Origin of the sequence: Streptomyces sp. NPDC048269, assembly GCF_040652395.1 — a bacterium.
Taxonomy (GTDB): domain Bacteria; phylum Actinomycetota; class Actinomycetes; order Streptomycetales; family Streptomycetaceae; genus Streptomyces.
In genome coordinates this window covers 109021-130775 of sequence record NZ_JBEZLW010000003.1, presented here as the reverse complement: position 1 = coordinate 130775, position 21755 = coordinate 109021, and the positions used below count along the sequence as shown (strand labels likewise).

The following is a 21755-nucleotide window of genomic DNA, read 5'->3' as shown; positions in this document are numbered from 1 at the left end:
CTCTGACGGCAGTCACGATCTGGTGATACCGTCGATCGTGTGAGCCCCTTCACCGGTTCCACAGAAGCGACCGAACGGTGGCGCCACCTCCGGGTGACCCGGCAGGACGGCGTGGCCACCGTCACCTTCGACCGCCCCGAGAAGCTGAACGCGCTCACCTTCGGCGCCTACGCCGACCTGCGCGATCTGCTGGCCGAACTGTCCCGTGAGCGGTCCGTACGCGCCCTGGTGCTCGGCGGCGAGGGGCGCGGCTTCTGCTCCGGCGGGGACGTGGACGAGATCATCGGCGCCACCCTCGCCATGGACACCGCCCAGCTCCTCGACTTCAACCGGATGACAGGCCAGGTGGTCCGGGCCATCCGAGAATGCCCCTTCCCGGTCATCGCCGCCGTGCACGGTGTCGCCGCCGGAGCCGGAGCCGTCCTCGCGCTCGCCGCCGACTTCCGGATCGCCGACCCCAGCGCCCGCTTCGCGTTCCTCTTCACCCGCGTCGGCCTCTCCGGCGGGGACATGGGCGCCGCATACCTGCTGCCCCGCGTCGTCGGCCTCGGCCACGCCACCCGGCTGCTGATGCTCGGAGAGCCCGTACGCGCCGCCGAGGCCGAACGGATCGGCCTGCTCAGCGAACTCACCGAGGAGGGCAAGGCCCACGTGCGGGCCGCCGAACTCGCCGCGCACCTGGCCGCCGGTCCCGCCCTCGCCTACGCGCAGACCAAGGCGCTGCTCACCGCCGAGCTGGACATGCCGCTGGCCGCGTCCGTCGAGCTGGACGCCAACACCCAGGCCCTGCTGATGAACGGCCGGGACTACGCGGAGTTCCACGCGGCCTTCACCGGGAAACGGCCGCCGGAGTGGAAGGGCAGGTAGTCAGATGTCAGCGCGCCGGATGTCCGCAGGCGCCATGCGGGTCGCCGTCGTCGGCGGGGGACCGGGCGGGCTGTACGCCGCCGCACTGCTGGCCCGCCAGGGCCACACCGTGGAGGTCTGGGAACGGGGCGCGCCCGACGACACCTTCGGCTTCGGCGTCGTCCTCTCCGACGAGACCCTCGGCGGCATCGAACAGGCCGACACCGTGGTCTACGAGGCCCTCAGCGCGGAGTTCGTGCGCTGGGACGACGTGGACGTCGTGCACCGGGGACGGCTGCTGACCTCCGGCGGCCATGGTTTCGCCGCCCTCGGGCGGCGCCGGCTGCTGGAGATCCTGCACGAGCGCTGCGCCGGGCTGGGCGTCCGGCTGCGTTTCCGTACCGGCGCGGTGGACGCCGCGGCACTCGCGGCCTCCCACGACCTGGTGGTCGCGGCCGACGGAGTGCACAGCGCGACCCGCGAGGCGGGCGCCGCCCACTTCGGGCCGACCGTGACCGGCGGGCGGTGCCGGTACATCTGGCTCGCCGCCGACTTCGCCTTCGACGCCTTCCGTTTCGAGATCGCCGAAACCGAGCACGGGGTGATGCAACTGCACGCCTACCCCTACTCCGCGGACGCCTCCACGGTGATCGTCGAGATGCGGGAGGAGGTGTGGCGGGCGGCGGGATTCGACCTGTGCGACGAGAACGAGTCGGCGGCCCGCTGCGCCAAGACCTTCAGCGAAGCCCTGCGGGGCCGGCCGCTGCAGGGCAACCGCTCGGCCTGGACGCAGTTCCGTACCGTCGTCAACGAGCGCTGGTCGCACGGCAACGTCGCCCTGCTCGGCGACGCGGCGCACACCGCCCACTTCTCCATCGGGTCCGGCACCAAACTCGCCGTCGAGGACGCCCTCGCGCTCGCCGGAGCCGTGGCCGCCGAGCCCGGCGTACCCGCCGCGCTCGCGGCGTACGAGGCCGCGCGGCGGCCCGCGGTGGAGAGTACCCAGCGGGCGGCGGCCGCCAGCATGCGCTGGTTCGAGGAGGCCGCCGGATACGTCGGCCAGCCCGCCCGGCAGTTCGCCTTCAACCTGCTCACGCGCAGCCGACGGGTCACCCACGACAACCTGCGGCTGCGCGACGACCGCTTCACCCGGGCCGTGGAACGGGACTTCGGCTGCCCGGACGAGCGGACCCCGCCCATGTTCACTCCGTTCACCCTGCGCGGGCTGACCCTGCGCAACCGGGTCGTCGTCTCACCGATGGACGTGTACTCGGCCGAGGAGGGCGTCCCGGGCGACTTCCACCTCGTACACCTGGGCGCGCGGGCGCTCGGCGGGGCGGGCCTGGTCATGACGGAGATGGTCTGCGTCAGCGCCGAGGGCCGCATCACCCCCGGCTGCACCGGCCTGTACACGCAGGAGCAGGCAGCCGCCTGGCAGCGGATCACCGACTTCGTGCACACCTCCGCGCCCGGTGCCGCGCTCGGCGTCCAGCTCGGGCACTCGGGGCGCAAGGGCGCCACCCGCGTGATGTGGGAGGGGATGGACGACCCCCTCCCGGAGGGCGGCTGGCCGCTGACGGCCGCCTCGGCGCTGCCCTACCGGCCGGGTGTATCGGCCGTCCCGCGCGCCCTCACGGCGGACGACATGGCGGCGGTCCGCTCGGACTTCGCGGCCGCCGCGGTCCGCGCCGCCGACTGCGGCTTCGACCTGCTCGAACTGCACTGCGCCCACGGCTACCTGCTCTCCGGTTTCCTCTCGCCCCTGACCAACCGGCGCACGGACGCCTACGGCGGCCCGCTGGAGAACAGGCTGCGCTTCCCGCTGGAGGTCTTCGACGCGGTGCGCGCCGTGTGGCCCGAGGACCGCCCGATGACGGTCCGCCTCTCGGCCACCGACTGGGCACCGGGCGGCACCTCGCCCGAGGAGGCCGTGGAGATCGCGGCCGCCTTCACCGCCCACGGCGCGGACGCCATCGACGTCTCGACCGGCCAGGTCGTCGCGGACGAGGCCCCGGAATACGGGCGCTCGTACCAGACCCCGTACGCCGACCGGATCCGCAACGCGCTCGGCGTCCCCGTCATCGCCGTCGGAGCCGTCTCCTCCTGGGACGACGTGAACTCGCTGCTGCTGGCCGGGCGCGCGGACCTCTGCGCGCTCGGCCGCCCCCACCTGTACGACCCCCACTGGACCCTGCACGCGGCCGCTGACCAGTCCTACGAGGGCCCGGCCGCACCCTGGCCCCTGCCCTACCGGGCGGGCAGCCGCAAACCCCCGACGGGCCGCGGCTGAAGCCAGGGCGGCGGCGGGCAGGTCAGCGGATCAGGCGGGGACGATCTCGGCGCGGTCCTCCACCGGGACGTAGCCCAGGCGCAGGTAGACACCGTTGCTGGTCGGGTTGGCCAGGTCGGTGAAGAGCAGCACCTCGGAGGCACCGGCCGCGTACGCGGCTTCGCTCGCCGCGTGCGTGACCCCGGCGGCGTAGCCGCGGCCACGGGCCCCGGGTGGGGTGTAGACCGGGCCTACGCGGGCGGCCGAGCCGATCGGGCGGTTGAAGGAGGCCAGCGAGACCGGGGCGCCCTCGTGCTCCCAGAGCAGGATGCCCTCGTACGAGATCCGGTCGCGCAGGACCGCCTCGGAGGCGGAGCCCGGGACCCCGGCCTCGGCGTTGAAATGCTCGATCCACACCTTCAGCAGCGGCAGGTCCGCCTCGGCGGCGAGCCGGGCGCGCCCGGCCGGTGCGGGATCCGGGGCGACCAGCCCGTCCAGCCGGTACAGGCGTATCTCCTCGGCGATCCGGGTGGGCCGCCCCCAGGCCCCGGCCAGCGCGTCCGCGTCCGGGCGGCGAGCGTTGATCCCGTGGAGCCCGGCGAGCAGCGGCTCGGTGGTGAGAGCGGCCCCGAGTGTCCGGACCGCCTCCTCGGGCACCGCGCTGAGCAGCAGCGGGAACGGCGGGGTGCACAACAGGCCCCCGGCAACGGTCCCCTCGGCGCCGGTCCACCAGCCGAAGAAGGGCGCGCCGGACCCGTAGGCGGCGGTCCCGCGCCGCTGCAGTCCGTCGGTCACGGTCAGCAGGAGGGTGTTGGTAACGGGATCCGCGGCCACGGCCGGGCCCGCCGCGGCCAGATAGGCCGCCAGGTCCGAGGTGAAGGTCCAGGTCATGGCCCATCCTGGCGCGGCACCCGACCCCCGCGCACCCGAGTTTCGGGCCTCCCGGCCTCCCGGCCTCCCGGCCTCCCGGGAGGCCGGGAGGTCAGGGCTGCGCGAAGCGCTCCCCCACGTCCCGCAGCCGCGCGTGGAGTTCGGCGAAGACGGCCGCCGCGCGGTCGCCCGGCCAGTCCGCCGGGAGCAGCTCGCGCGGCAGGCCCGGGTCGGCGTACGGGAGGCGGCGCCAGCTGTCCAGGGCGAGGAGGTAGCCGCGGTAGGCCTCCTCGGGGGTCGGGTCCGGGCCCGACTGGAGGGCGCGCAGGGCGGGTCCGTGCAGATCCAGGAATTCCTCGTGCTGCTTGGCCAGGGACGTCAGGTCCCACCAGCGGGCCACGGCCTCGGCGGTCGGCGCGAAGCCGAGGTGGGCGCCGCGGAACAGCTCCACGTACGGCGTCAGGTGCAGCCGTTCCAGGGTGTGTCCGGTCTCCTCGGCCAGCCGGGCCGGGGCGATCCACACGCCCGGAGCCACCGCGCCGAAACCGAGCCGGGCCAGCCGGGAGCGCAGCAGGTGCCGCTTGTGCCGCTCCTGCTCCGGGACGGAGAACACCGCCACCAGCCACTCGTCCGACAGCTGTGGGCTGCCGTAGATCCGCCGGTCGCCGTCGTCCAGCAGCTGCCGGGCTTCGTCGGAGAGCTCGTACGCCGCCGAGCCGTCGGCGGCGCGCGCGGGCAGCAGGAAGCCGCGCCGCTTCAGCCGGGACACCGACGAGCGGACCGACGGGGCGTCCACGCCGGCCGCGCCCAGCAGGCGGACCAGCGCGGACACCGGGACCGGACCCTCGAAGGCCCGCCCGTAGGCGCCGTAGAACGTGACGATCAGAGATCGCGGAGTGTGCTGCTCGGCCACGGGTTCACTCTAGGACCTGTCCCGGATCCCGCAGGCGGAAGCGCTGCAGCTTGCCCGTCGCCGTGCGGGGGAGGGCGGGGAGGAAGACGAAGGAGCGCGGGCACTTGTGGGGGGCCAGCTCGGTCCGCATGAAGGCTCGCAGGTCCTCCTCCGTGAGCAGTACACCGTCACGCGGGACGGTGTACGCCACCACGACCTGCCCGCGTCGCTCGTCCGGGCGGCCCACCACCGCCGCCTCCAGCACGTCGGGGTGACGCAGCAGGGCCTCTTCCACTTCGGGCCCCGCGATGTTGTAGCCCGCCGAGATGATCATGTCGTCGGCGCGGGCGACGTAGCGGAAGTACCCCTCCGGATCACGCACGTAGGTGTCGCCCGTCAGGTTCCAGCCGCCTTGTACGTACTCCCCCTGCCGGGGATCGGCCAGGTAGCGGCAGCCCACGGGGCCCCGTACGGCCAGCAGCCCCGGCTCGTTGTCCGCGACCGGCCGGCCGGACCGGTCCACCACCCGCGCCTGCCAGCCCGGGACCACCCGGCCGGTCGTACCCGGCCTGATGTCCTCGTCGGCGGCGGAGATGAAGATGTGCAGCAGCTCGGTCGCCCCGATGCCGTTGATGATCCGCAGGCCGGTGCGCTCGTACCAGGCCTGCCAGGTCGCGGCGGGCAGGTTCTCCCCGGCCGAGACGCAGCGGCGCAGCGCGGAGAGGTCGTACGCGCCCACGTCGTTCGGGCCCACGTCGTCAGGGCCCAGAGCGTCCAGCATCGCCCGGTACGCGGTGGGCGCCGTGAACAGCACCGTCACCCCGTGCTCGGCGAGCGCGGGCAGCAGGTGGCGCGGCCCGGCCTCCTCCAGCAGCAGCGCACACGCCCCGGCCCGCAGCGGGAAGACGACCAGGCCGCCGAGGCCGAAGGTGAACCCGAGCGGCGGGCTGCCCGCGAAGACGTCGTCCGGGCGGGGGCGCAGCACGCCGCGCGAGAAGGTGTCGGCCACGGACAGCAGGTCACGGTGGAAGTGCATGCAGCCCTTCGGCCGTCCGGTGGTCCCGGAGGTGAAGGCGATCAGGGCGACGTCGTCGCAGGAGGTCGGGGCGGCGGGGAACGGCCGGCCCGCGTGCCGCTCGGCGAGGTGCAGCAGATCGCCCGGGGCCTCGCCGCCGTACGCGGTGATGCGCAGCCCCGGCACCTCGGCCTTGACCAGGTCGTCCAGCACATCCGCGTGGCACAGGGCGTGGCCCACCCGGGCCATCGCGCAGACCGTGGCCAGCTCCTGGGCGCGCTGCTGGGGCAGTACGGTCACCGCCACCGCCCCCGCCTTGACCACCGCGAGCCAGCATGCGGCGAGCCAGGGGCCGGTGGGCCCGCGCAGGAGCACCCGGTTGCCGGGGACGACGCCGAGATCGACGGTGAGCACGTGGGCGAGGCGGTCCACGCGTTCGCGCAGGCCGCCGTACGTCCACACGTCGCCCGTGCCGCTGCGGAAGGCGGGGCGGTCGGCGCCGCCGGGCCCGAACCGGGCGATGGTGGCGTCGAGCAGCTCGGCCGCGCAGTTCAGGCGGTCCGGGTAGGCCAGTTCGGGCAGCTCGAAGAGGAGTTCCGGCCAGGTGTCGGCGGGCGGCAGATGGTCGCGGGCGAAGGTGTCGGCGTGAGCGGAAGGCTTGAGCTCCAAGGCGGGTACGCCCCCTTGCAACGTCCGGATTGGGGTGGAGCCGGCCGTGCGGTACCACACGAGCGTATCGTGATGGTGACGGCAGTCAACAGGACGCGATAGAAGCGGGGATGTTCGGATGACCGGATTCGCGCTCGGGGTGGACCAGGAGGAGTGGTGCGCGCACTTGCGCGCACTGGCGGCCGACCGGCTGAGGCCGCTGGCCGAGAAGGGCGAGCCGGGGCGGATCAACCGGCCGCTGCTCGCGGCCCTGGGTGAACTGGGCCTGCTGGAGAGGGTGTTCGCCTCCGGCGCGCTGGAGCTGTGCCTGCTGCGGGAATCCCTCGCGTACGGCTGCACGGAGGCCGAGACGGCGCTCGCGCTCCAGGGGCTGGGGGCGTACCCGGTCTTGCGCGCGGGGAGCGAGGCGCAGCGCGCGCGCTGGCTGCCCGGGGTGCGCGCCGGACGGGCCGTGGCGGCCTTCGCCCTGAGCGAGCCGGGAGCGGGCTCGGACGCGGCGGCGCTGGCGCTGGCGGCGGTCCCGGACTCCGGAGGCGGTTGGCGGCTCGACGGGGAGAAGTGCTGGATCTCCAACGCCCCGGAGGCGGACTTCTACACGGTGTTCGCCCGGACGGGTGAAGGGCCGGGCGCCAAGGGGGTGTCGGCCTTCCTGGTCCCGGCGGACCGGCCGGGGCTCACGGGCGAGCCGCTCGACATGCTGTCCCCGCACCCCATCGGTTCGCTGGCCTTCGACGGGGTCCCCGTCGGCCCCGAGGACCTGCTCGGCGAGCCCGGGCGCGGTTTCCGGGTCGCGATGGACACGCTGAACCTCTTCCGGCCGAGCGTCGGGGCGTTCGCGGTGGGCATGGCCCGGGCGGCGCTCGACGCGACGCTCGCGCACACGGCGGGCCGGGCCGCCTTCGGCGGGGTGCTCGGCGACCTCCAGGCGGTGGCCCACCGGGTGGCGGAGATGGCGACGCGCACCGAGGCCGCCCGGCTCCTCGTCTACGCGGCGGCGGGAGCGTACGACGGCGGCTCGCCGGACGTCCCGCGCCGCGCGGCCATGGCGAAGCTCCTCGCGACGGAGACGGCCCAGTACGTGGTGGACCACGCGGTCCAGCTGCACGGAGCCGTGGCCCTCCAGCGGGGCCACCTGCTCGAACACCTCTACCGGGAGGTGCGGGCCCCGCGGATCTACGAGGGCGCGAGCGAGGTCCAGCGCACGATCATCGCGAAGGAGCTGTACCGGGTGGTGGCGCCGCGATGAGTCTGGAGCGGATCAATCCGGCCGAGCTGTCGCCGCCGGCCGGTTTCTCGCACGCGGTGGTGGCGACCGGTTCGCGGCTGGTGTTCCTGGCGGGCCAGACCGCGCTGGACCCGGCGGGCAAGGTGGTGGGCGAGACCCTGCCCGAGCAGTTCGAGCGGGCCCTGTCCAACCTCCTGACCGCCCTCGCCGAGTCCGGCGGCGCGCCGGGGGACCTGGCGCGCGTGACCGTCTACGCGGTGGACGTGGCGGCGTACCGGGGCTGCGCCGCCGAACTCGGGCGGATCTGGCGGAGGCTGGCGGGCCGCGACTATCCGGCGATGGCCGTCATCGGAGTGACCCGCCTCTGGGACACCCAGGCCCTGCTCGAACTCGACGGCGTCGCGATCCTGCCGTAGCCCCGCCGGGGCCCGCCGCCACTGGGGCTCCGCCCCAGACCCCGCGCCTCAATCGCCGGCGGGGCTGGATTTGGCTGATGCCGTCCGCACACGGCACACGGCACACGGCACACGCGGGGCTGGATCGCCCGCAGGGCAATTCCGGCCCCGCCGGCGATTGAGGCGCGGGGGTCCGGGGGCGGAGCCCCGGTCTTCGAGCCCCGCCCGGCGATTGAGGCGCGGGTTCGGGGGGCGCCCGGGAGGCCCCGCGGCAGCGGCCCGGCCCCGGGGGCTAGCCGCGCACGCGCCGGCGGTACTCGTCCGTCCGGACGCCGCCCACGCCCCAGTCCTCCAGGGCGACCTCGTCGATGAGGACGAACGTGGTGGCCGGGTCCTTGTCGAGGACCCGGACCAGCAGGTCGGTGACCCCGGCGATGATCTCGGCCTTCTGGGCCGCGGTGGCACCCTCACGGGTGATCTTGACATTGACGTACGGCATGGTGGACGTCCTTCCTGGGTCAGGGGAGAGCGCGGATCAGGCGCGGCCGGTCACGTGGCCCCCGTCCACCCGCAGGGCGTGGCCGGTGACGAACGTGGCGCCCGCGAGGTAGAGCACGGCCTCGGCGATTTCGGAGACCTCGCCGACCCGGTTCAGCAGGGCGAGACCGCCGAAGGAGTCCACGTCGGAACCCGCGTGCAGCGGCGTGCGGATGATGCCGGGCGAGACGAGGTTGACGCGGATGCCGTCGGCCGCGAGTTCCGCGGACAGGCTCGTGGTCAGCGCGTGCACACCGGCCTTGCTGACCACCGGCGCGGAGGCCGGGAAACCGGCCAGCCCGTGGTCCACGAGGACGGTGCCGATGTTGACGATGCTGCCGCCCTCGCCCTGGGCGCGCAGCGCCCGCACCACGGCCTGCGTGGTGAGGTAGGTGCCCTTGAGGTTGCCGGTCAGGAAACCGTCGAGCTCCTCCTCCGTCACCTCGGTGAAGGGCTTGGGGGCGAACGTACCTGCGTTGTTGACCAGGACGTCGATCCGGCCGAAGCGGTCGAGTGCGGTACGGACGAGTGACTCGCCGGTCGCCGGATCGGCGATGGCGCCCGCGACCCAGGCGGTCCGCTCCGGATGGCCGAGACCGGCCGCGGCCTTCGCGAGACGCTCGGGATCCCGGCCGTTGAGGACGACGCCGGCGCCGCTCGCCAGGAAGGCGCGGGCGATGTCGAGGCCGATGCCGCTGGAGGAGCCGGTGATCAATGCGGTGCTGGTGTTCATGGTTCATGCGCCTTTCGCGGCGGGGGAGTTCGTCCGGTGACACCAGAAACGTACGAACTCTCAACTCATAACACCACGACGGATATTGGAGCATGTCATAATCCCATGTTATGGATGTGGACCTGCGTGACCTGGAGCTCCTCGACGCCACCGCCGAGGCCGGCTCGCTGACCGCCGCCGCCGAGCGGCTCTTCGTCAGCCAGCCGGCCCTCAGTCAGCGGCTCACCCGGCTGGAGGCCCGCCTCGGCATGCCCCTCTTCGACCGCAAGGGCCGGCGCCTGATCCCCAACGCGGCGGGCCGCCGGCTGCTGGTGGCCGCCCGCCACGTCCTCGGCGAACTGGAGTCGGCCTCCCGCGACCTGCGCGAACTCCGCGACGGGCGCGACCGGCGGGTCCGCTTCACCGCGCAGTGCAGCACCACCTTCCCGTGGCTGCCGCCCGTCCTGCGCGCCTTCCGCGAGCGCGAGCCGGGCATCGACGTGCGCATCGAGACCGTCGCCGACGACGCGCCGATCCCGGCGCTGCTCGCCGACCTGGTCGACGTCGCGCTGGTCACCAAGCCGGACCTGCAGATGGACCGGGTGTCCCTGACCAGACTGTTCGACGACGAGATGGTGGCCGTGGTGCCCGCCGGACACCCGTGGGCCTCCCGCGCGCACCTGACCGCCCGTGACTTCGACGGCGCCGACCTGGTCCTGTACGACTTCTACGACCAGAAGCGCATCCCGTCGATGCCGCTGCCGATCCCGGCCGGGGCGCGGCCGGCCAGGATCACCACCATGCCTGTGGTGACCGACCTGGTGGTCGAGATGGTGGCGGGCGGCCAGGGCGTGACGGTGCTGCCCAACTGGGTGGCCGCCCCGTACGCGTCCTCGCACGGCCTCGCGCTGGTCCGCATCGGCGCCCGGCCGCTCACCCGCACCTGGTTCTGCGCCACCCGCCCCGGCCCGCGCCCGCCCCACGTGGACGCCTTCGTCGAGGAGCTGACGAGCCGCCTCACAGCCCCCGTGAGCGGCTGAGGGCTGTCCGGGTCAGCCTTCCAGCAGGCGGCCCATCCACTCCTCGATGCCCGCCACCGTGCGCGGCAGGGCGCCCGACATCAGGCGGGCGCCGTCCGCCGTGATGACGAGGTCGTCCTCGATGCGGACCCCGATGCCGCGCAGCTGCGGCGGCAGGGTCTCGTCGTCCGGCTGGAGGTACAGGCCCGGCTCCACCGTCAGGACCTGGCCCTCCTCCAGGACGCCCTCCAGGTAGGTCTCCGCCCGCGCCTTCCCGCAGTCGTGGACGTCCAGGCCCAGCATGTGACCGCTGCTGCACAGCGTGTACCGCCGGTGCAGGTCGCCCTCCGCGTCCTTCAGGACGCCCCACTCCGCCAGGCCTTCCGCGATCACCCGCATCCCGGCCCGGTGGAAGTCCCCGAAGCTCGCCCCCGGCCGCAGGGCCGCCATGCCCGCCTCCTGGGCGGCCAGGACCAGTTCGTACACCTGGCGCTGGACGGGGGAGAAGCGGCCCGACAGCGGGAGGGTGCGCGTGATGTCCGCCGTGTACAGGGTGTCCGTCTCCACGCCCGCGTCCAGGAGCAGCAGTTCGTCCCCGTTCAGCCGGCCGTCGTTGCGGATCCAGTGCAGCGTGCACGCGTGCGCGCCCGACGCCGCGATCGTCTCGTACCCGGTGCCGTTGCCCTCGGCCCGCGCGCGCAGGCCGAAGACCCCCTCGATCCACCGCTCCCCGCGCGGATGGGCCAGCGCGCGCGGCAGCGCCCGTACGACGTCCTCGAAGCCCGCCGCCGTGTGGTCGACGGCCAGCTGCAGCTGCTCCACCTCCCACGCGTCCTTCACCAGGCGCAACTCGGAGAGCGCGGCGGCCAGTTCCGCGTCGGTGGACGCGTTCCGGCCCGCCGGCGACCCGAGCTCATCCAGGTGCGCGCACCGGATGCCGGTGAGGCGTTCCGCCTCCGCCAGGTCCGGCCGGCGGCCCACCCAGAACTCCCCGTACCGGCGGTCGCGGTAGAACTCCCCGCTGCCGTCCGCGCGCGCCGAACGCGGCCGCAGGTACAGCACCGCCTCGTGCCCGTGCGGGCCCGAGGGCTCCATGACCAGGACGTGGCCCACCTGGTCCTCGCCCGTCAGGGCGGTCAGCCAGGCGTACGCGCTGTGCGGGCGGAAACGGTGGTCGCAGTCGTTGGAGCGGACCTTCAGCCCGCCGGCCGGGATGATCAGCCGTTCGCCCGGGAAGCGGGCCGAGAGGCGCGCCCGGCGGGCCGGCGTGACGGCGTGGCCGGGCACCCGGGCGGAGCCGGGCAGCGGGGAAGCGGCCCAATTGCCTGCCATGTACCGGGACAACTCCGGTGATACCGGCAGGTCGTGGCTGCCCGTGTTGAGGCGGGAGGAGGTGTCGGTCACGGGGTCTCCCTCAAGAAGATGCGAACTGGTGGGCGCACAGGTCTTGTCAGTGCAATTTCACATTACTATGTTACAGCTCACACCGCGGCACGTTAATCCCCGTCAAACGCCGTGTGACACAGAGCAGTTGAAGCAACCAGGGCAGTTCACACGCACCACCCCCCACCTCACCCTCTCCAATCAGGAGTTCTCGGTGTTCCAGCACAGAGCTGTGCGCTCGTCCCTCCTCGCCTCCGCCGTCGCGGTCACCCTCCTCGCCACGGCGGGCCAGGCCACCACGCAGGCCGCGGAGCCCGGGGCCCCGGCCGCGTTCACCGGCGCCCGGTCAGCCGCCCCCGCCACCCCGGCCCCCGGCCCCGGCGCGAACCCGTTCGACGAGGTCGACCACCTCGCCAACGCGCCGAAGACCGACCCCGCGCCCGCCCCGGCCCCGGGCGGGCAGGCCCTCACCGGGCAGGTCCCCGGCGCCGCGACGGCCGCCACCGCCGCCACCGCCGAGCGGGCCGAGAAGAGCGGCAAGGCGGCCGCCCGGACCGCCCCCACAGCGCGGAGCGTCGCCGCGGGCGTCCCCTGCACCCTCGACGGGATCACGAACCTCACCCCGGAGCAGTTCGCCGACTTCCTCGGCGACCAGGCCGTCCTCGCCGACGGCTGCCTGCGCGGCCTCATCTGGACCTGGGACGCCCGCCTCGCCCCGGTGATGTCGGACGCGCACGTCCAGGCCGTCTCGCGCCGGATATCCGGCCTGGCCGCCGCCCACGACGGCCGTAACTCCTCCCACCTGGAGGAGATGTTCACCTACCTGCACGCGGTCGCCTACCACGACTACTCGCGCGACGAGATCGACGTCACCGACGCGCCGACCGTGAACGCCATGCGCCAGGCCATCGCCGACTTCGGCAACGCCGCCCACACCTTCGACGTCACGGCCTCCAACGCCCGGACCCTGCGCGAGGCCCTCTACGCGGGCAGCGCGCCGGGCCTGCGCCAGCACCAGCTGGGCCTCATCAAGAAGGTCCTGGCCACCATGGACCCGGCCCACCCGGCCACGAACCTGGACGCCGGCTGGGCGGGCGCGGCGCTCGCCGCCCTCTCCGTCAACTACCTCGGCGTCTACGACGGCAACCACGACACCGCCTTCCAGGCGGCGGTGGCGGCCGACCCCGCCTACCGGGCCGTCTTCAAGGCCTTCTCGGGCTACACCCACCTCAAGGGAACCGGCAACGCCTGGGTGGTGCGCGACGCGCTCGGCGAGTACGGCCGCTTCGGCCAGATCCCGGCCCTCAAGGACCAGATCGTCGCCGACCTCGGCACCCTGCTGGAGCCGGTGAAGTCCACCTTCGGCAGCGAGCCGTGGGCCAAGATCGTCTCCTGGCTCAACTACTACGGGGCGTGCAAGCAGTACGGGGTCTGCAAGGAGGACATCGAGAAGCAGATATTCCCGTACACCTACACCTACGACAACGGCGGCATCAAGGTCCGCACCGCCCTCGACCGGGCCACCGTCGACCAGCTCTACTACGCGAGCAAGCAGGTCAAGACCCAGTTCCACCGGGTCCTCGGCACCGACCAGCCGCTCGCCGGCGACCCCAACACCACGCTGAACATCGTGCTCTACGCCTCACGCGCGGACTACGAGAACTACCACCCGATCCTGACGGGCTACGGCACCAACAACGGCGGCATCTACATCGAGAACGGCGCCACCTTCTACACCTACCAGCGCCGCGTCCCCCAGGACTCCTCCCTCACCCTCGAGGAGCTCTTCCGCCACGAGTACACGCACTACCTCAACGGCCGCTTCGCCGTCCCCGGCTTCTTCGGCGAGGGCCCTTGGTACGAGGGCGACCGTACGACCGCCATGGACGAGGGGACGGCCGAGTTCTTCGACGGCGCCACCCGCGACAACGGCATCGCCGTCCGCAAGTCCCTGGTCAAGAGCATCATCAGCGACACGGCCGGCGGCGGCCCGCGCATGAGCGTCGAGCAGCTGCTGAACGCCACCTACGACGGCGACGGCTTCCGCTTCTACAGCTACGCCGGCACCTTCTTCGAGTTCCTGTGGACCGAGAAGCCCACCCTGCTGCGCGAGATGTACACGCACCTGCGGGGCAACGACGTGGCCGCGTACGACGCCTGGCGCCACCGGATGGGTGCCGACACCTACCTCCAGCGCGACTACGACCGCTTCCTGGACGCGCAGATCGCCAAGGTGGACCAGCTCTTCGTGCCGAACACCTCCTTCACCCCGAACGACCAGCTGCGTGACTCGGCGCTGGCGTCGGTGAAGTCGGCCTTCGCCACGGCCACGTACAACACCCCGGACTGCGTGGAGAACGGCGACCCCGGCAAGCGCCGCTTCACCTGTACCGGCCGGATCACCGCGAACCTGAAGAACTGGCGCAACGACGACCAGAACTTCAAGGACATGTCCGAGACGGTCGACTACTTCATCCTCGACCGGGCCGGCACGGCCTCCAACAACCTCGCCGACATGAACTGCTCCTTCGGTCCGCTGGAGATATGGAGCAACAAGAAGGCGGGCTCGTCGAGTTACAGCTGTGAGGGCCCGCTCCGCAGCTGACCCCTCCCGGACCGGTCCCGTACCCGCGGGACCGGTCTGGGCAGCCACTAAGGAATGTGACATATTACTGCCGTGCTCAAGAGACACTCTCTGGACGCCGTGATCATCGGCGCCGGCGTCGTCGGAGCGGCGTGCGCGTACTACGCGGCCCGCGCCGGACTCTCCGTGGCCGTGGTCGACCGCGGCCCCGTCGCGGGCGGCACGACGGGCGCCGGCGAAGGCAACCTGCTCGTCTCCGACAAGGGGGCGGGACCGGAGCTCGACCTGGCCCTGCTGTCCACCGGCCTGTGGACCGAACTGGCCCGCGTCCTCCCCCACGAGATCGAGTACGAGGCCAAGGGCGGCCTCGTCGTCGCCCCGGACCAGGCCGCGCTGGAGGCCCTGCGGAGCTTCGCGGAAGGCCAGCGCAAGGCCGGGGTCGACGCGGTCGAGGCGGGGTCCGACGACCTGCCCGGCCTTGAACCCCACCTGGCCCCGGGCCTCGCGGGCGGATTCCTGTACCCGCAGGACGCCCAGGTCCAGCCGGCCCAGGCGGCGGCCCGCCTGCTGGCGGCGTCGGGCGCCGAGGTCCATCTCGGTGAGGAGGTGACGGGCATCCTGCGCTCCGGCGGGACGGTCCGCGGGGTCCGCACCACGCACCGCGAACTCCTGGCTCCGGCCGTGGTCAACGCGGCGGGGACGTGGGGCGGCCGCGTGGCGGAGCTCGCGGGCGTGAGCCTGCCCGTCCTCCCGCGCCGCGGTTTCGTCCTGGTCACCGAACCGCTGCCCCGCGTGGTCCGCCACAAGGTCTACGCGGCCGACTACATCGCGGACGTCGCCAGCGGCTCCGCGGCCCTGCAGTCCTCGGCGGTCGTCGAGGGCACCCCCTCGGGCCCGGTCCTGATCGGAGCCACCCGCGAACGGGTCGGCTTCGACCGCACGCTCTCCACCGAGGCCTTGCGCCGTCTCGCCGGCCAGGCGGCGGCCCTCTTTCCGGTCCTGGCGGACGTCCGGGTCCTGCGCACCTACCACGGCTTCCGCCCGTACCTCCCCGACCACCTCCCCGCGATCGGCCCGGACCCGCGCCGCCCCGGCCTGCTGCACGCCTGCGGCCACGAGGGCGCGGGCATCGGCCTGGCCCCGGCAACGGGCGCACTGATCGCCGCCGCCCTCACCGGAGCCGAACCACCGCTCCCCCTGACCCCCTTCCGCCCGGAACGCTTCGGCGAGGAACCGTCCGACAAGGCCGGGGACGGGGACGGGCCGGGGTCTTGTCCGGGACGTAAAACGTGATCAGTGGCGCGGCTTCGGCCCGTAAGAGCCGAAGCAAGACCCAGGGCGCCATGAATCATGCAGTCCCGGACGACACCCCGACCCCGGCCCCGGCCCCGGCCCGCACCACGCCCCCCGAGGAGGACCCCCAGATGCGCAGCCCCCGCAAGCTGGTCGGCGGCAGCCCCGCGTCGCAGTACACGGTCGACTTCGACGGCCGCGAACTCCCCGCGCAGGAGGGCCAGTCCATCGCCGCCGTCCTCTGGTCCGCCGGGATCCTCGCCTGGCGGACCACCCGCGACGGCGGCGCCCCGCGCGGCGCCTTCTGCGGGATCGGCAGCTGCTACGACTGCCTCGTCACCGTCAACGGCCGCCCGAACCAGCGCGCCTGCCTCGTCCCCGCCCGGGAGGGCGACGTCGTGACCACCCAGGAGGGAACCGGCCGTGCCGAGCTTGCCGTCTGACCCGCCCATGACCGATCAGGCCGACCTGACCGACCGGACCGACCGGACCGACCGGACCGACCGGACCGACCGGACCGACCTGGCCGACCTGACCGATGCGGCCGACCGGGCCGACGACGCGGCCGACCTGGCCGACCTCGCCGTCGTCGGGGCGGGCCCGGCCGGGCTCGCCGCCGCCGTCGCCGCCGCCGGCCTCGGCCTGCGCGTCACCGTCCTCGACGCGGGCGACCGCCCCGGCGGGCAGTTCTACCGCCACCCCGCACCCGGCCTGGGAGCCGCCCGCCCGGAAGCCCTGCACCACGACTGGGCCGCCTTCGCGAACCGCGAAGCCGCCCTGCGCGCCCATGAGTCGGCCGGCCGGATCACCTGCCTGGCGGGTCACCACGTCTGGACGGTGGTCGCGGACCCCGCCTCCGCTCCGCCGGCCGCCCGCGGCGCCGCGCGTACCGGGGAGCCCGCCGCGCGGTCCACGGCGTGGACCCTGCACGCCGTGACCGGGGACGAGGGCGCCGCAGCCACCGTCAGGGCCCGGGCCGTCCTGATCGCCACCGGCGCGTACGAACGCCAGCTGCCCTTCCCCGGCTGGACCCTGCCCGGTGTGGTCGGGGCCGGCGGGGCCCAGGCCATGCTCAAGGCCGGCCTGGTCCTCCCCGGCAAGCGGATCGTCGTCGCGGGAAGCGGCCCGCTCCTGCTCGCCGTGGCGGGCTCCCTCGCCGCCGCCGGAGCCACCGTGCCCGCCGTGGTGGAGGCATCGGCGTACACCGCGTACGCGGGCAGGGCGGCCGTCCTGCTCCGCAACCCGGCCAAGCTCGTCGAAGGCGCGACGTACGGGAGCGCGTTGCTCAGACACCGCGTCCGCCTCCTCACCCGGCACGCCGTGACAGAGGTGCACGGCACCGACCGCGTCGAGGCCGTCACCGTGACCCGGCTCGACCGGGACTGGCGCCCGCTGCCCGCCGCCGCCCGCCGGATCCCCTGCGACGCCGTCGCCGTCGGTCACGGCCTCGTGCCCCAGCTGGAACTCGCCACCGGCCTCGGCTGCGCCACCCGCCGCGGCCCCGACGGCACCGTCGCCCTGGACCTGGCCGCCGACGGCCGCACCTCCGTCCCCGGCATCTGGTCCGCAGGCGAGACCGGCGGCATCGGCGGGGCCGCACTCGCGATCACCGAAGGGGAGATCGCGGCCCACGCGATCGCCGGACGGCCCGTCCCCGCACCCCTCACCCGCCGCCGCTCGCGGCTCCGCGCCTTCGCCGACGCGATGGCCGCCGCGCACCGCCCGGGCCCCGGCTGGACCGGCTGGCTGCGGGACGACGCCGTCGTGTGCCGCTGCGAGGAGGTGCCCGCCGGCCGGATCCGCGAAGCCGCCGATGACCTCGGCGCGCGGGACGCCCGTACCGTCAAACTCCTCACCCGCGCCGGCATGGGCTGGTGCCAGGGCCGCATGTGCGGTCCGGCCGTCGCCGCCCTCGCCGGGGAAGCCCCGGCACCCGACCGGCGGCCGCTGTCCTGCCCGGTCCCGCTGCGCCACCTCGCCGAACTTCCCGCCGCAGACGGCTGATCAGGTCCTCCCGGACCCTTGTGGCCGCCTCACACCCACTAGTAAAATGTCACACACCACACTAGGGAGTCACCACATGACCCACGCGCCCACCCCCGCGCCCCGCACAGACGCCCACCCGGCCACGCGGGCCCGCCCCTGGCACGGAATCATGGTCGCCACCGCACTGCCCCTGCGGGAGGACCTCACCGTCGACTACGACGCCTACGCCGAGCACGTGGCCTGGCTGATCGAGGGCGGCTGCGACGGCGTGGTTCCCAACGGCTCCCTCGGGGAGTACCAGACCCTCACCGACGACGAGCGGGCCCGCGTCGTCCGTACCGCCGTCGAGGCGGCCGGTGACGGCGGCCGCGTCATGCCCGGCGTCGCCGCCTACGGCAGCGCCGAGGCCCGCCGCTGGGCGGACCAGGCGGCGGAGGCGGGGGCCGGCTCGGTGCTGCTCCTGCCCCCCAACGCCTACCGGGCCGACGAGCGGACCGTACGCGCCCACTACGCCGAGGTCGCCCGCGCGGGGCTGCCCGTCGTCGCGTACAACAACCCCATCGACACCAAGGTGGACCTGACCCCGGCCCTCCTCGCCCGGCTGCACGCCGACGGCAGCATCGTCGCCGTGAAGGAGTTCAGCGGGGACGTGCGCCGCGCCTACGAGATCGCCGAACTCGCCCCGGGCCTCGACCTGCTCATCGGCGCCGACGACGTCCTCCTCGAACTGGCCCTCGCCGGCGCCGTCGGCTGGATCGCCGGCTACCCCAACGCGCTCCCGCAGTCCTGCGCCACCCTCTACCGGGCCGCCGTCGCGGGCGACCTCGCCACCGCCCTGCCGCTCTACAAGTCGCTGCACTCCTTGCTGCGCTGGGACTCCAAGACGGAGTTCGTCCAAGCCATCAAACTCTCCATGGACCTGGCCGGCCGCCCGGGCGGCGCCACCCGCCCGCCGCGCTTCCCGCTCACCGGCGAGATCGAGGCGGCGGTCCGCGCCGCCACCGAGAAGGCCCTAGCCGAGGGCCTCAACTAACAAACAGGCCTGGACCGACCAGCCAGAGGGGGCGCATGATGCGCACGCGCAACATCTACCACGCGGTGGACTCGCACACCGAGGGCATGCCGACCCGGGTGATCACCGGGGGAGTCGGGGTCATTCCCGGCGCCACCATGGCCGACAAGCGGCTCCACTTCATCGAGCACATGGACCACGTCCGGACCCTGCTCATGTACGAGCCGCGCGGCCATTCCGCGATGAGCGGCGCCATCCTGCAGCCCCCCACCCGTCCCGACGCCGACTTCGGCGTCCTCTACATCGAGGTGTCCGGCCTGCTGCCCATGTGCGGGCACGGCACCATCGGGGTCGCCACCGTCCTGGTCGAGACCGGCATGGTGCCCGTCGTCGAGCCGGTCACCACCGTCCGGCTGGACACCCCGGCCGGGCTGGTGAGCGTGGACGTCCGGGTCGAGGACGGGGCGGCCACCGCGGTCACCCTGACCAACGTCGCCTCGTTCTGCGTCGGTCTCGACCTGAAGGCGGAGGTACCCGGCTTCGGTACGGTCACCTACGACCTCGCCTACGGCGGCAACTTCTACGCCTTCGTCGAACTCGACGCGCTCGGCCTCCCCTTCGACCGTGCCCGCAAGGACGACCTGATCGCCGCCGGGCTCGCGATCATGGACGCGGTCAACGGCTCCGGCGACCGGCCCGTCCACCCCGAGAACCCGTCCATCGCCGGGGTCAAGCACGTCCACCTCGCCGCTCCCGGCTCCGACGGCCGCCGGTCCCGGCACGCCATGGCCATCCACCCCGGCTGGTTCGACCGCTCGCCCTGCGGTACGGGCACCAGCGCGCGCATGGCCCAGCTGCACGCCCGCGGACTCCTGGAGCTCGGCGCGGACTTCGTGAACGAATCGTTCATCGGAACCGAGTTCACGGGCCGACTGGTCGGCGGGACCACCGTCGGCGGACACCCCGCCGTCGTCCCCACCGTCACCGGCCGCGCCTGGATCACCGGCACCGCCCAGTACTTCCTCGACCCGACCGACCCCTTCCCCGGAGGCTTCCTGCTGTGATCACCGTCCGAACGGTGGACTACCACACCGCCGGCGAGCCCTTCCGCATCGTCGACGCGCTCTCCGGCGGCATGCCGCCCGTCCCCGGGGACACCGTCGCCGAGCGCTGCGCCACCGCCATCGGCCCGGGGGGATCCGGCACGGCCCCGCGGCGGGGCGCGCTGGACGACGTGCGCCGCCTGCTGGTGCAGGAGCCGCGCGGGCACGCCGGAATGTACGGGGGGTTCGTCGTCCCGCCCGACGACGACGGGGCCCACTTCGGCGTGCTGTTCTGGCACAAGGACGGCTACTCCACCGCCTGCGGCCACGGCACCATGGCCCTCGGGGTCTGGGCCGTGGACACCGGCCGGGTCGCCGCCCCCGACGACGGGGACGTGCCCGTGCGCGTCGACGTGCCGTCCGGACGGGTCACCGCCACCGTGCACCGGGCCGGCGGCCGCACCACCGGGGTCACCTTCCGCAACGTCCCGGCCCGGGTGAGCGCCCGCAAGGTGCCGGTCGCCACCACGCTGGGGCTCGCCGAGGTGGACATCGCGCACGCCGGGGCCTGCTACGCCTCCGTCGCCGCCCGCGACCTCGGCCTGGACGTGTCGCGGAGCTCGCTGCCCGACCTGGTGCGGGCCGGCCGGGAGATCCGCGCCGCGCTGGCCACCCACCCGGCCACCTGGCACCCCGGCGGCCCGCTGCTCTCCGGCGTCTACGGGGTGATCCTCTACGAGGAACTGCCCGATACCCCCTTCGGGCCCCACCAGCGCAACGTCACCGTCTTCGCCGACGGGCAGACCGACCGCTCGCCCTGCGGCTCCGGCACCTCGACGCGGCTCGCGCTGCTCGCGGAGGACGGGCGGCTCGCGGCGGGGGAGGACCTGCTGAACGAATCGGTCACCGGCACGGTGTTCACCGGCCGGATCCTCCCGACGGGGTCCCCCCGGACGGGGTCCGGGGGAGGAGTCACCGAGATCACCGGCACCGCGTACCGCACCGGCGAGCACACCTTCACGGTGGACCCGCACGACGCGCTCGGGACGGGCTTCCTGCTGTGAGGCGGCTCAGCGCCGACGCGATGGCGGGGCTGCTGACCCCCGCCGCTGCCACCGACGCCCTGGCCGCCGCCCTGCTCGGCGGCCTCGACCCGGAGAGCTGCCCACAGCGCACCAGCCTCCCCGTCCCGGACGGCGAACTTCTGCTGATGCCGGCCGCGTACGGTACGTACGCCGGCGTGAAGATCGCCGGCGTCGCGCCCGGGAACCCGGCCCGCGGACTGCCCCGGATCACCGGAAGCTACCTGCTCCTCGACGGCTCCACCCTGCGCCCGCTGGCCCTGCTCGACGGAGCGGCGCTGACCGCCCTGCGCACCCCGGCGGTCTCCGCGCTCGCGCTGCGCCACCTGGCCCCGGCCGGGCGCCCGCTGCGGCTGGTGCTCTTCGGCTCCGGACCGCAGGCGTACGGGCACCTGGAAGCGATCCTGGCCGTAAGGGAGTTGGCCGAGCTCGTGGTGGTCGGCCGCAACCCCGAGGGCGCGGAGCGGCTCGCCGCGCACGCCAGTACCCTGAGCCTGTCCGCCCGGACCGGCACCTCGAAGGACGTGGCCGACGCCGATCTCGTCGTCTGCTGCACCACGGCCCGCGAACCGCTCTTCGACGGGCGCCTCGTCGGCCCGGGCGCCACCGTCGTCGCCGTCGGCTCGCACGAGCCGACGGCCCGGGAGACCGACACCGCCCTCGTACGGCGCGCCGCCGTGTACGTGGAGTCGCGCGCGGCGGCCCTGCGGGAGGCCGGTGACCTGCTGGTCCCGGAGGCCGAGGGGGCCATCGGGCCCGGCCACATCACCGGCACGCTCGCCGACCTGGTCGGGGGACGGATGCCGGCGGGCGGGCCGCAGAGTTGTCCACAGCTCTTCAAGAGTGTGGGCATGGCCTGGGAAGATCTCGCCGTGGCGGTCGCGTTCTTCGAGGCCGCCGAGGTGTGAGCAGCGCAACGTGAC

19 protein-coding genes are annotated in these 21755 nt (G+C 73.9%); 13 read left to right on the top strand and 6 right to left on the bottom strand.

Annotated features, from left to right (window positions below):
* Positions 1-39 precede the first annotated feature (39 nt).
* Both AB0D48_RS04585 and AB0D48_RS04580 read left to right on the top strand, forming a co-directional pair.
* Positions 40-867, top strand: coding sequence for an enoyl-CoA hydratase family protein (locus tag AB0D48_RS04585; protein WP_362390720.1), 828 nt, complete (start codon positions 40-42; stop codon positions 865-867).
* A gap of 4 nt (positions 868-871) precedes the next feature.
* Positions 872-3136: a bifunctional salicylyl-CoA 5-hydroxylase/oxidoreductase gene (locus AB0D48_RS04580; RefSeq protein ID WP_362390718.1), complete on the top strand. Its 2265-nt coding sequence runs from the start codon at positions 872-874 to the stop codon at positions 3134-3136.
* A gap of 30 nt (positions 3137-3166) precedes the next feature.
* On the opposite strand, the gene AB0D48_RS04575 is transcribed toward AB0D48_RS04580, so the two are convergent.
* The 3 genes from AB0D48_RS04575 to AB0D48_RS04565 form a co-directional block, all read right to left on the bottom strand.
* Positions 3167-4006, bottom strand: a complete 840-nt coding sequence (locus AB0D48_RS04575) for a GNAT family N-acetyltransferase (RefSeq protein WP_362390716.1) — start codon at positions 4004-4006, stop codon at positions 3167-3169.
* A 91-nt stretch (positions 4007-4097) separates the two neighbouring features.
* Positions 4098-4898 carry a PaaX family transcriptional regulator C-terminal domain-containing protein gene (locus AB0D48_RS04570; protein ID WP_362390714.1) on the bottom strand — a complete coding sequence of 267 codons (801 nt, stop codon included), beginning with the start codon at positions 4896-4898 and terminating at the stop codon, positions 4098-4100.
* A gap of 4 nt (positions 4899-4902) precedes the next feature.
* Positions 4903-6561: an AMP-binding protein gene (locus AB0D48_RS04565; RefSeq protein ID WP_362390712.1), complete on the bottom strand. Its 1659-nt coding sequence runs from the start codon at positions 6559-6561 to the stop codon at positions 4903-4905.
* A gap of 118 nt (positions 6562-6679) precedes the next feature.
* On the opposite strand from AB0D48_RS04565, the gene AB0D48_RS04560 reads away from it, so the two are divergent.
* Together AB0D48_RS04560 and AB0D48_RS04555 are read left to right on the top strand one after the other, a co-directional pair.
* Entirely contained in the window at positions 6680-7807 is a 1128-nt protein-coding gene (locus AB0D48_RS04560; protein ID WP_362390710.1) for an acyl-CoA dehydrogenase family protein, read from the top strand.
* Positions 7804-8202 (top strand): RidA family protein, encoded by a 399-nt coding sequence (locus AB0D48_RS04555; protein WP_362390708.1) that lies wholly within the window; start codon positions 7804-7806, stop codon positions 8200-8202. The genes AB0D48_RS04560 and AB0D48_RS04555 overlap by 4 nt, the downstream gene beginning before the upstream one ends.
* Before the next feature lie 271 nt (positions 8203-8473).
* Here the strand turns inward: AB0D48_RS04555 and AB0D48_RS04550 are convergent, their stop codons facing one another.
* Together AB0D48_RS04550 and AB0D48_RS04545 are read right to left on the bottom strand one after the other, a co-directional pair.
* The gene (locus AB0D48_RS04550) at positions 8474-8680 is read right to left on the bottom strand and encodes a 4-oxalocrotonate tautomerase family protein (protein ID WP_362390706.1); all 207 of its coding nucleotides are present in this window, start codon (positions 8678-8680) and stop codon (positions 8474-8476) included.
* A gap of 36 nt (positions 8681-8716) precedes the next feature.
* Entirely contained in the window at positions 8717-9451 is a 735-nt protein-coding gene (locus AB0D48_RS04545; protein WP_362390704.1) for an SDR family oxidoreductase, read from the bottom strand.
* A 110-nt stretch (positions 9452-9561) separates the two neighbouring features.
* Here AB0D48_RS04545 and AB0D48_RS04540 point away from each other — a divergent pair, with 110 nt between their 5' ends.
* Positions 9562-10470, top strand: a complete 909-nt coding sequence (locus AB0D48_RS04540; protein WP_362390702.1) for a LysR family transcriptional regulator — start codon at positions 9562-9564, stop codon at positions 10468-10470.
* Positions 10471-10482: 12 nt separating this feature from the next.
* Here the strand turns inward: AB0D48_RS04540 and AB0D48_RS04535 are convergent, their stop codons facing one another.
* On the bottom strand, positions 10483-11853 hold the full coding sequence (locus AB0D48_RS04535; protein ID WP_362390700.1) for an aminopeptidase P family protein: 1371 nt from the start codon (positions 11851-11853) through the stop codon (positions 10483-10485).
* Positions 11854-12046: 193 nt separating this feature from the next.
* Here AB0D48_RS04535 and AB0D48_RS04530 point away from each other — a divergent pair, with 193 nt between their 5' ends.
* From AB0D48_RS04530 to AB0D48_RS04495, 8 genes are all read left to right on the top strand, one after another.
* Complete coding sequence (locus AB0D48_RS04530; RefSeq protein WP_362390698.1) at positions 12047-14437, top strand: collagenase; 2391 nt, start codon at positions 12047-12049, stop codon at positions 14435-14437.
* Positions 14438-14509: 72 nt separating this feature from the next.
* Positions 14510-15709 carry an FAD-binding oxidoreductase gene (locus AB0D48_RS04525; protein ID WP_362390696.1) on the top strand — a complete coding sequence of 400 codons (1200 nt, stop codon included), beginning with the start codon at positions 14510-14512 and terminating at the stop codon, positions 15707-15709.
* A 131-nt stretch (positions 15710-15840) separates the two neighbouring features.
* Complete coding sequence (locus tag AB0D48_RS04520) at positions 15841-16152, top strand: (2Fe-2S)-binding protein (RefSeq protein ID WP_362391107.1); 312 nt, start codon at positions 15841-15843, stop codon at positions 16150-16152.
* Between the two features lie 7 nt (positions 16153-16159).
* Positions 16160-17713 carry an NAD(P)/FAD-dependent oxidoreductase gene (locus tag AB0D48_RS04515; protein WP_362390694.1) on the top strand — a complete coding sequence of 518 codons (1554 nt, stop codon included), beginning with the start codon at positions 16160-16162 and terminating at the stop codon, positions 17711-17713.
* A gap of 76 nt (positions 17714-17789) precedes the next feature.
* The gene (locus AB0D48_RS04510) at positions 17790-18728 is read left to right on the top strand and encodes a dihydrodipicolinate synthase family protein (protein ID WP_362390692.1); all 939 of its coding nucleotides are present in this window, start codon (positions 17790-17792) and stop codon (positions 18726-18728) included.
* Between the two features lie 38 nt (positions 18729-18766).
* Positions 18767-19771, top strand: coding sequence for a proline racemase family protein (locus AB0D48_RS04505; RefSeq protein WP_362391105.1), 1005 nt, complete (start codon positions 18767-18769; stop codon positions 19769-19771).
* Complete coding sequence (locus AB0D48_RS04500; protein WP_362390690.1) at positions 19768-20814, top strand: proline racemase family protein; 1047 nt, start codon at positions 19768-19770, stop codon at positions 20812-20814. Before AB0D48_RS04505 ends, AB0D48_RS04500 begins: the two co-directional genes overlap by 4 nt.
* On the top strand, positions 20811-21740 hold the full coding sequence (locus AB0D48_RS04495; protein ID WP_362390688.1) for an ornithine cyclodeaminase family protein: 930 nt from the start codon (positions 20811-20813) through the stop codon (positions 21738-21740). Before AB0D48_RS04500 ends, AB0D48_RS04495 begins: the two co-directional genes overlap by 4 nt.
* Positions 21741-21755 lie beyond the last annotated feature (15 nt).

Bases quoted from the DNA above. Each gene is read 5' to 3' on its own strand.
- AB0D48_RS04515 (WP_362390694.1), top strand. From the start codon at position 16,160: ATGACCGATCAGGCCGACCTGACCGACCGGACCGACCGGACCGACCGG.
- AB0D48_RS04520 (WP_362391107.1), top strand. From the start codon at position 15,841: ATGCGCAGCCCCCGCAAGCTGGTCGGCGGCAGCCCCGCGTCGCAGTAC.
- AB0D48_RS04505 (WP_362391105.1), top strand. From the start codon at position 18,767: ATGCGCACGCGCAACATCTACCACGCGGTGGACTCGCACACCGAGGGC.
- AB0D48_RS04555 (WP_362390708.1), top strand. From the start codon at position 7,804: ATGAGTCTGGAGCGGATCAATCCGGCCGAGCTGTCGCCGCCGGCCGGT.
- AB0D48_RS04560 (WP_362390710.1), top strand. From the start codon at position 6,680: ATGACCGGATTCGCGCTCGGGGTGGACCAGGAGGAGTGGTGCGCGCAC.
- AB0D48_RS04545 (WP_362390704.1), bottom strand. From the start codon at position 9,451: ATGAACACCAGCACCGCATTGATCACCGGCTCCTCCAGCGGCATCGGC.
- AB0D48_RS04575 (WP_362390716.1), bottom strand. From the start codon at position 4,006: ATGACCTGGACCTTCACCTCGGACCTGGCGGCCTATCTGGCCGCGGCG.
- AB0D48_RS04510 (WP_362390692.1), top strand. From the start codon at position 17,790: ATGACCCACGCGCCCACCCCCGCGCCCCGCACAGACGCCCACCCGGCC.
- AB0D48_RS04580 (WP_362390718.1), top strand. From the start codon at position 872: ATGTCAGCGCGCCGGATGTCCGCAGGCGCCATGCGGGTCGCCGTCGTC.
- AB0D48_RS04550 (WP_362390706.1), bottom strand. From the start codon at position 8,680: ATGCCGTACGTCAATGTCAAGATCACCCGTGAGGGTGCCACCGCGGCC.
- AB0D48_RS04540 (WP_362390702.1), top strand. From the start codon at position 9,562: ATGGATGTGGACCTGCGTGACCTGGAGCTCCTCGACGCCACCGCCGAG.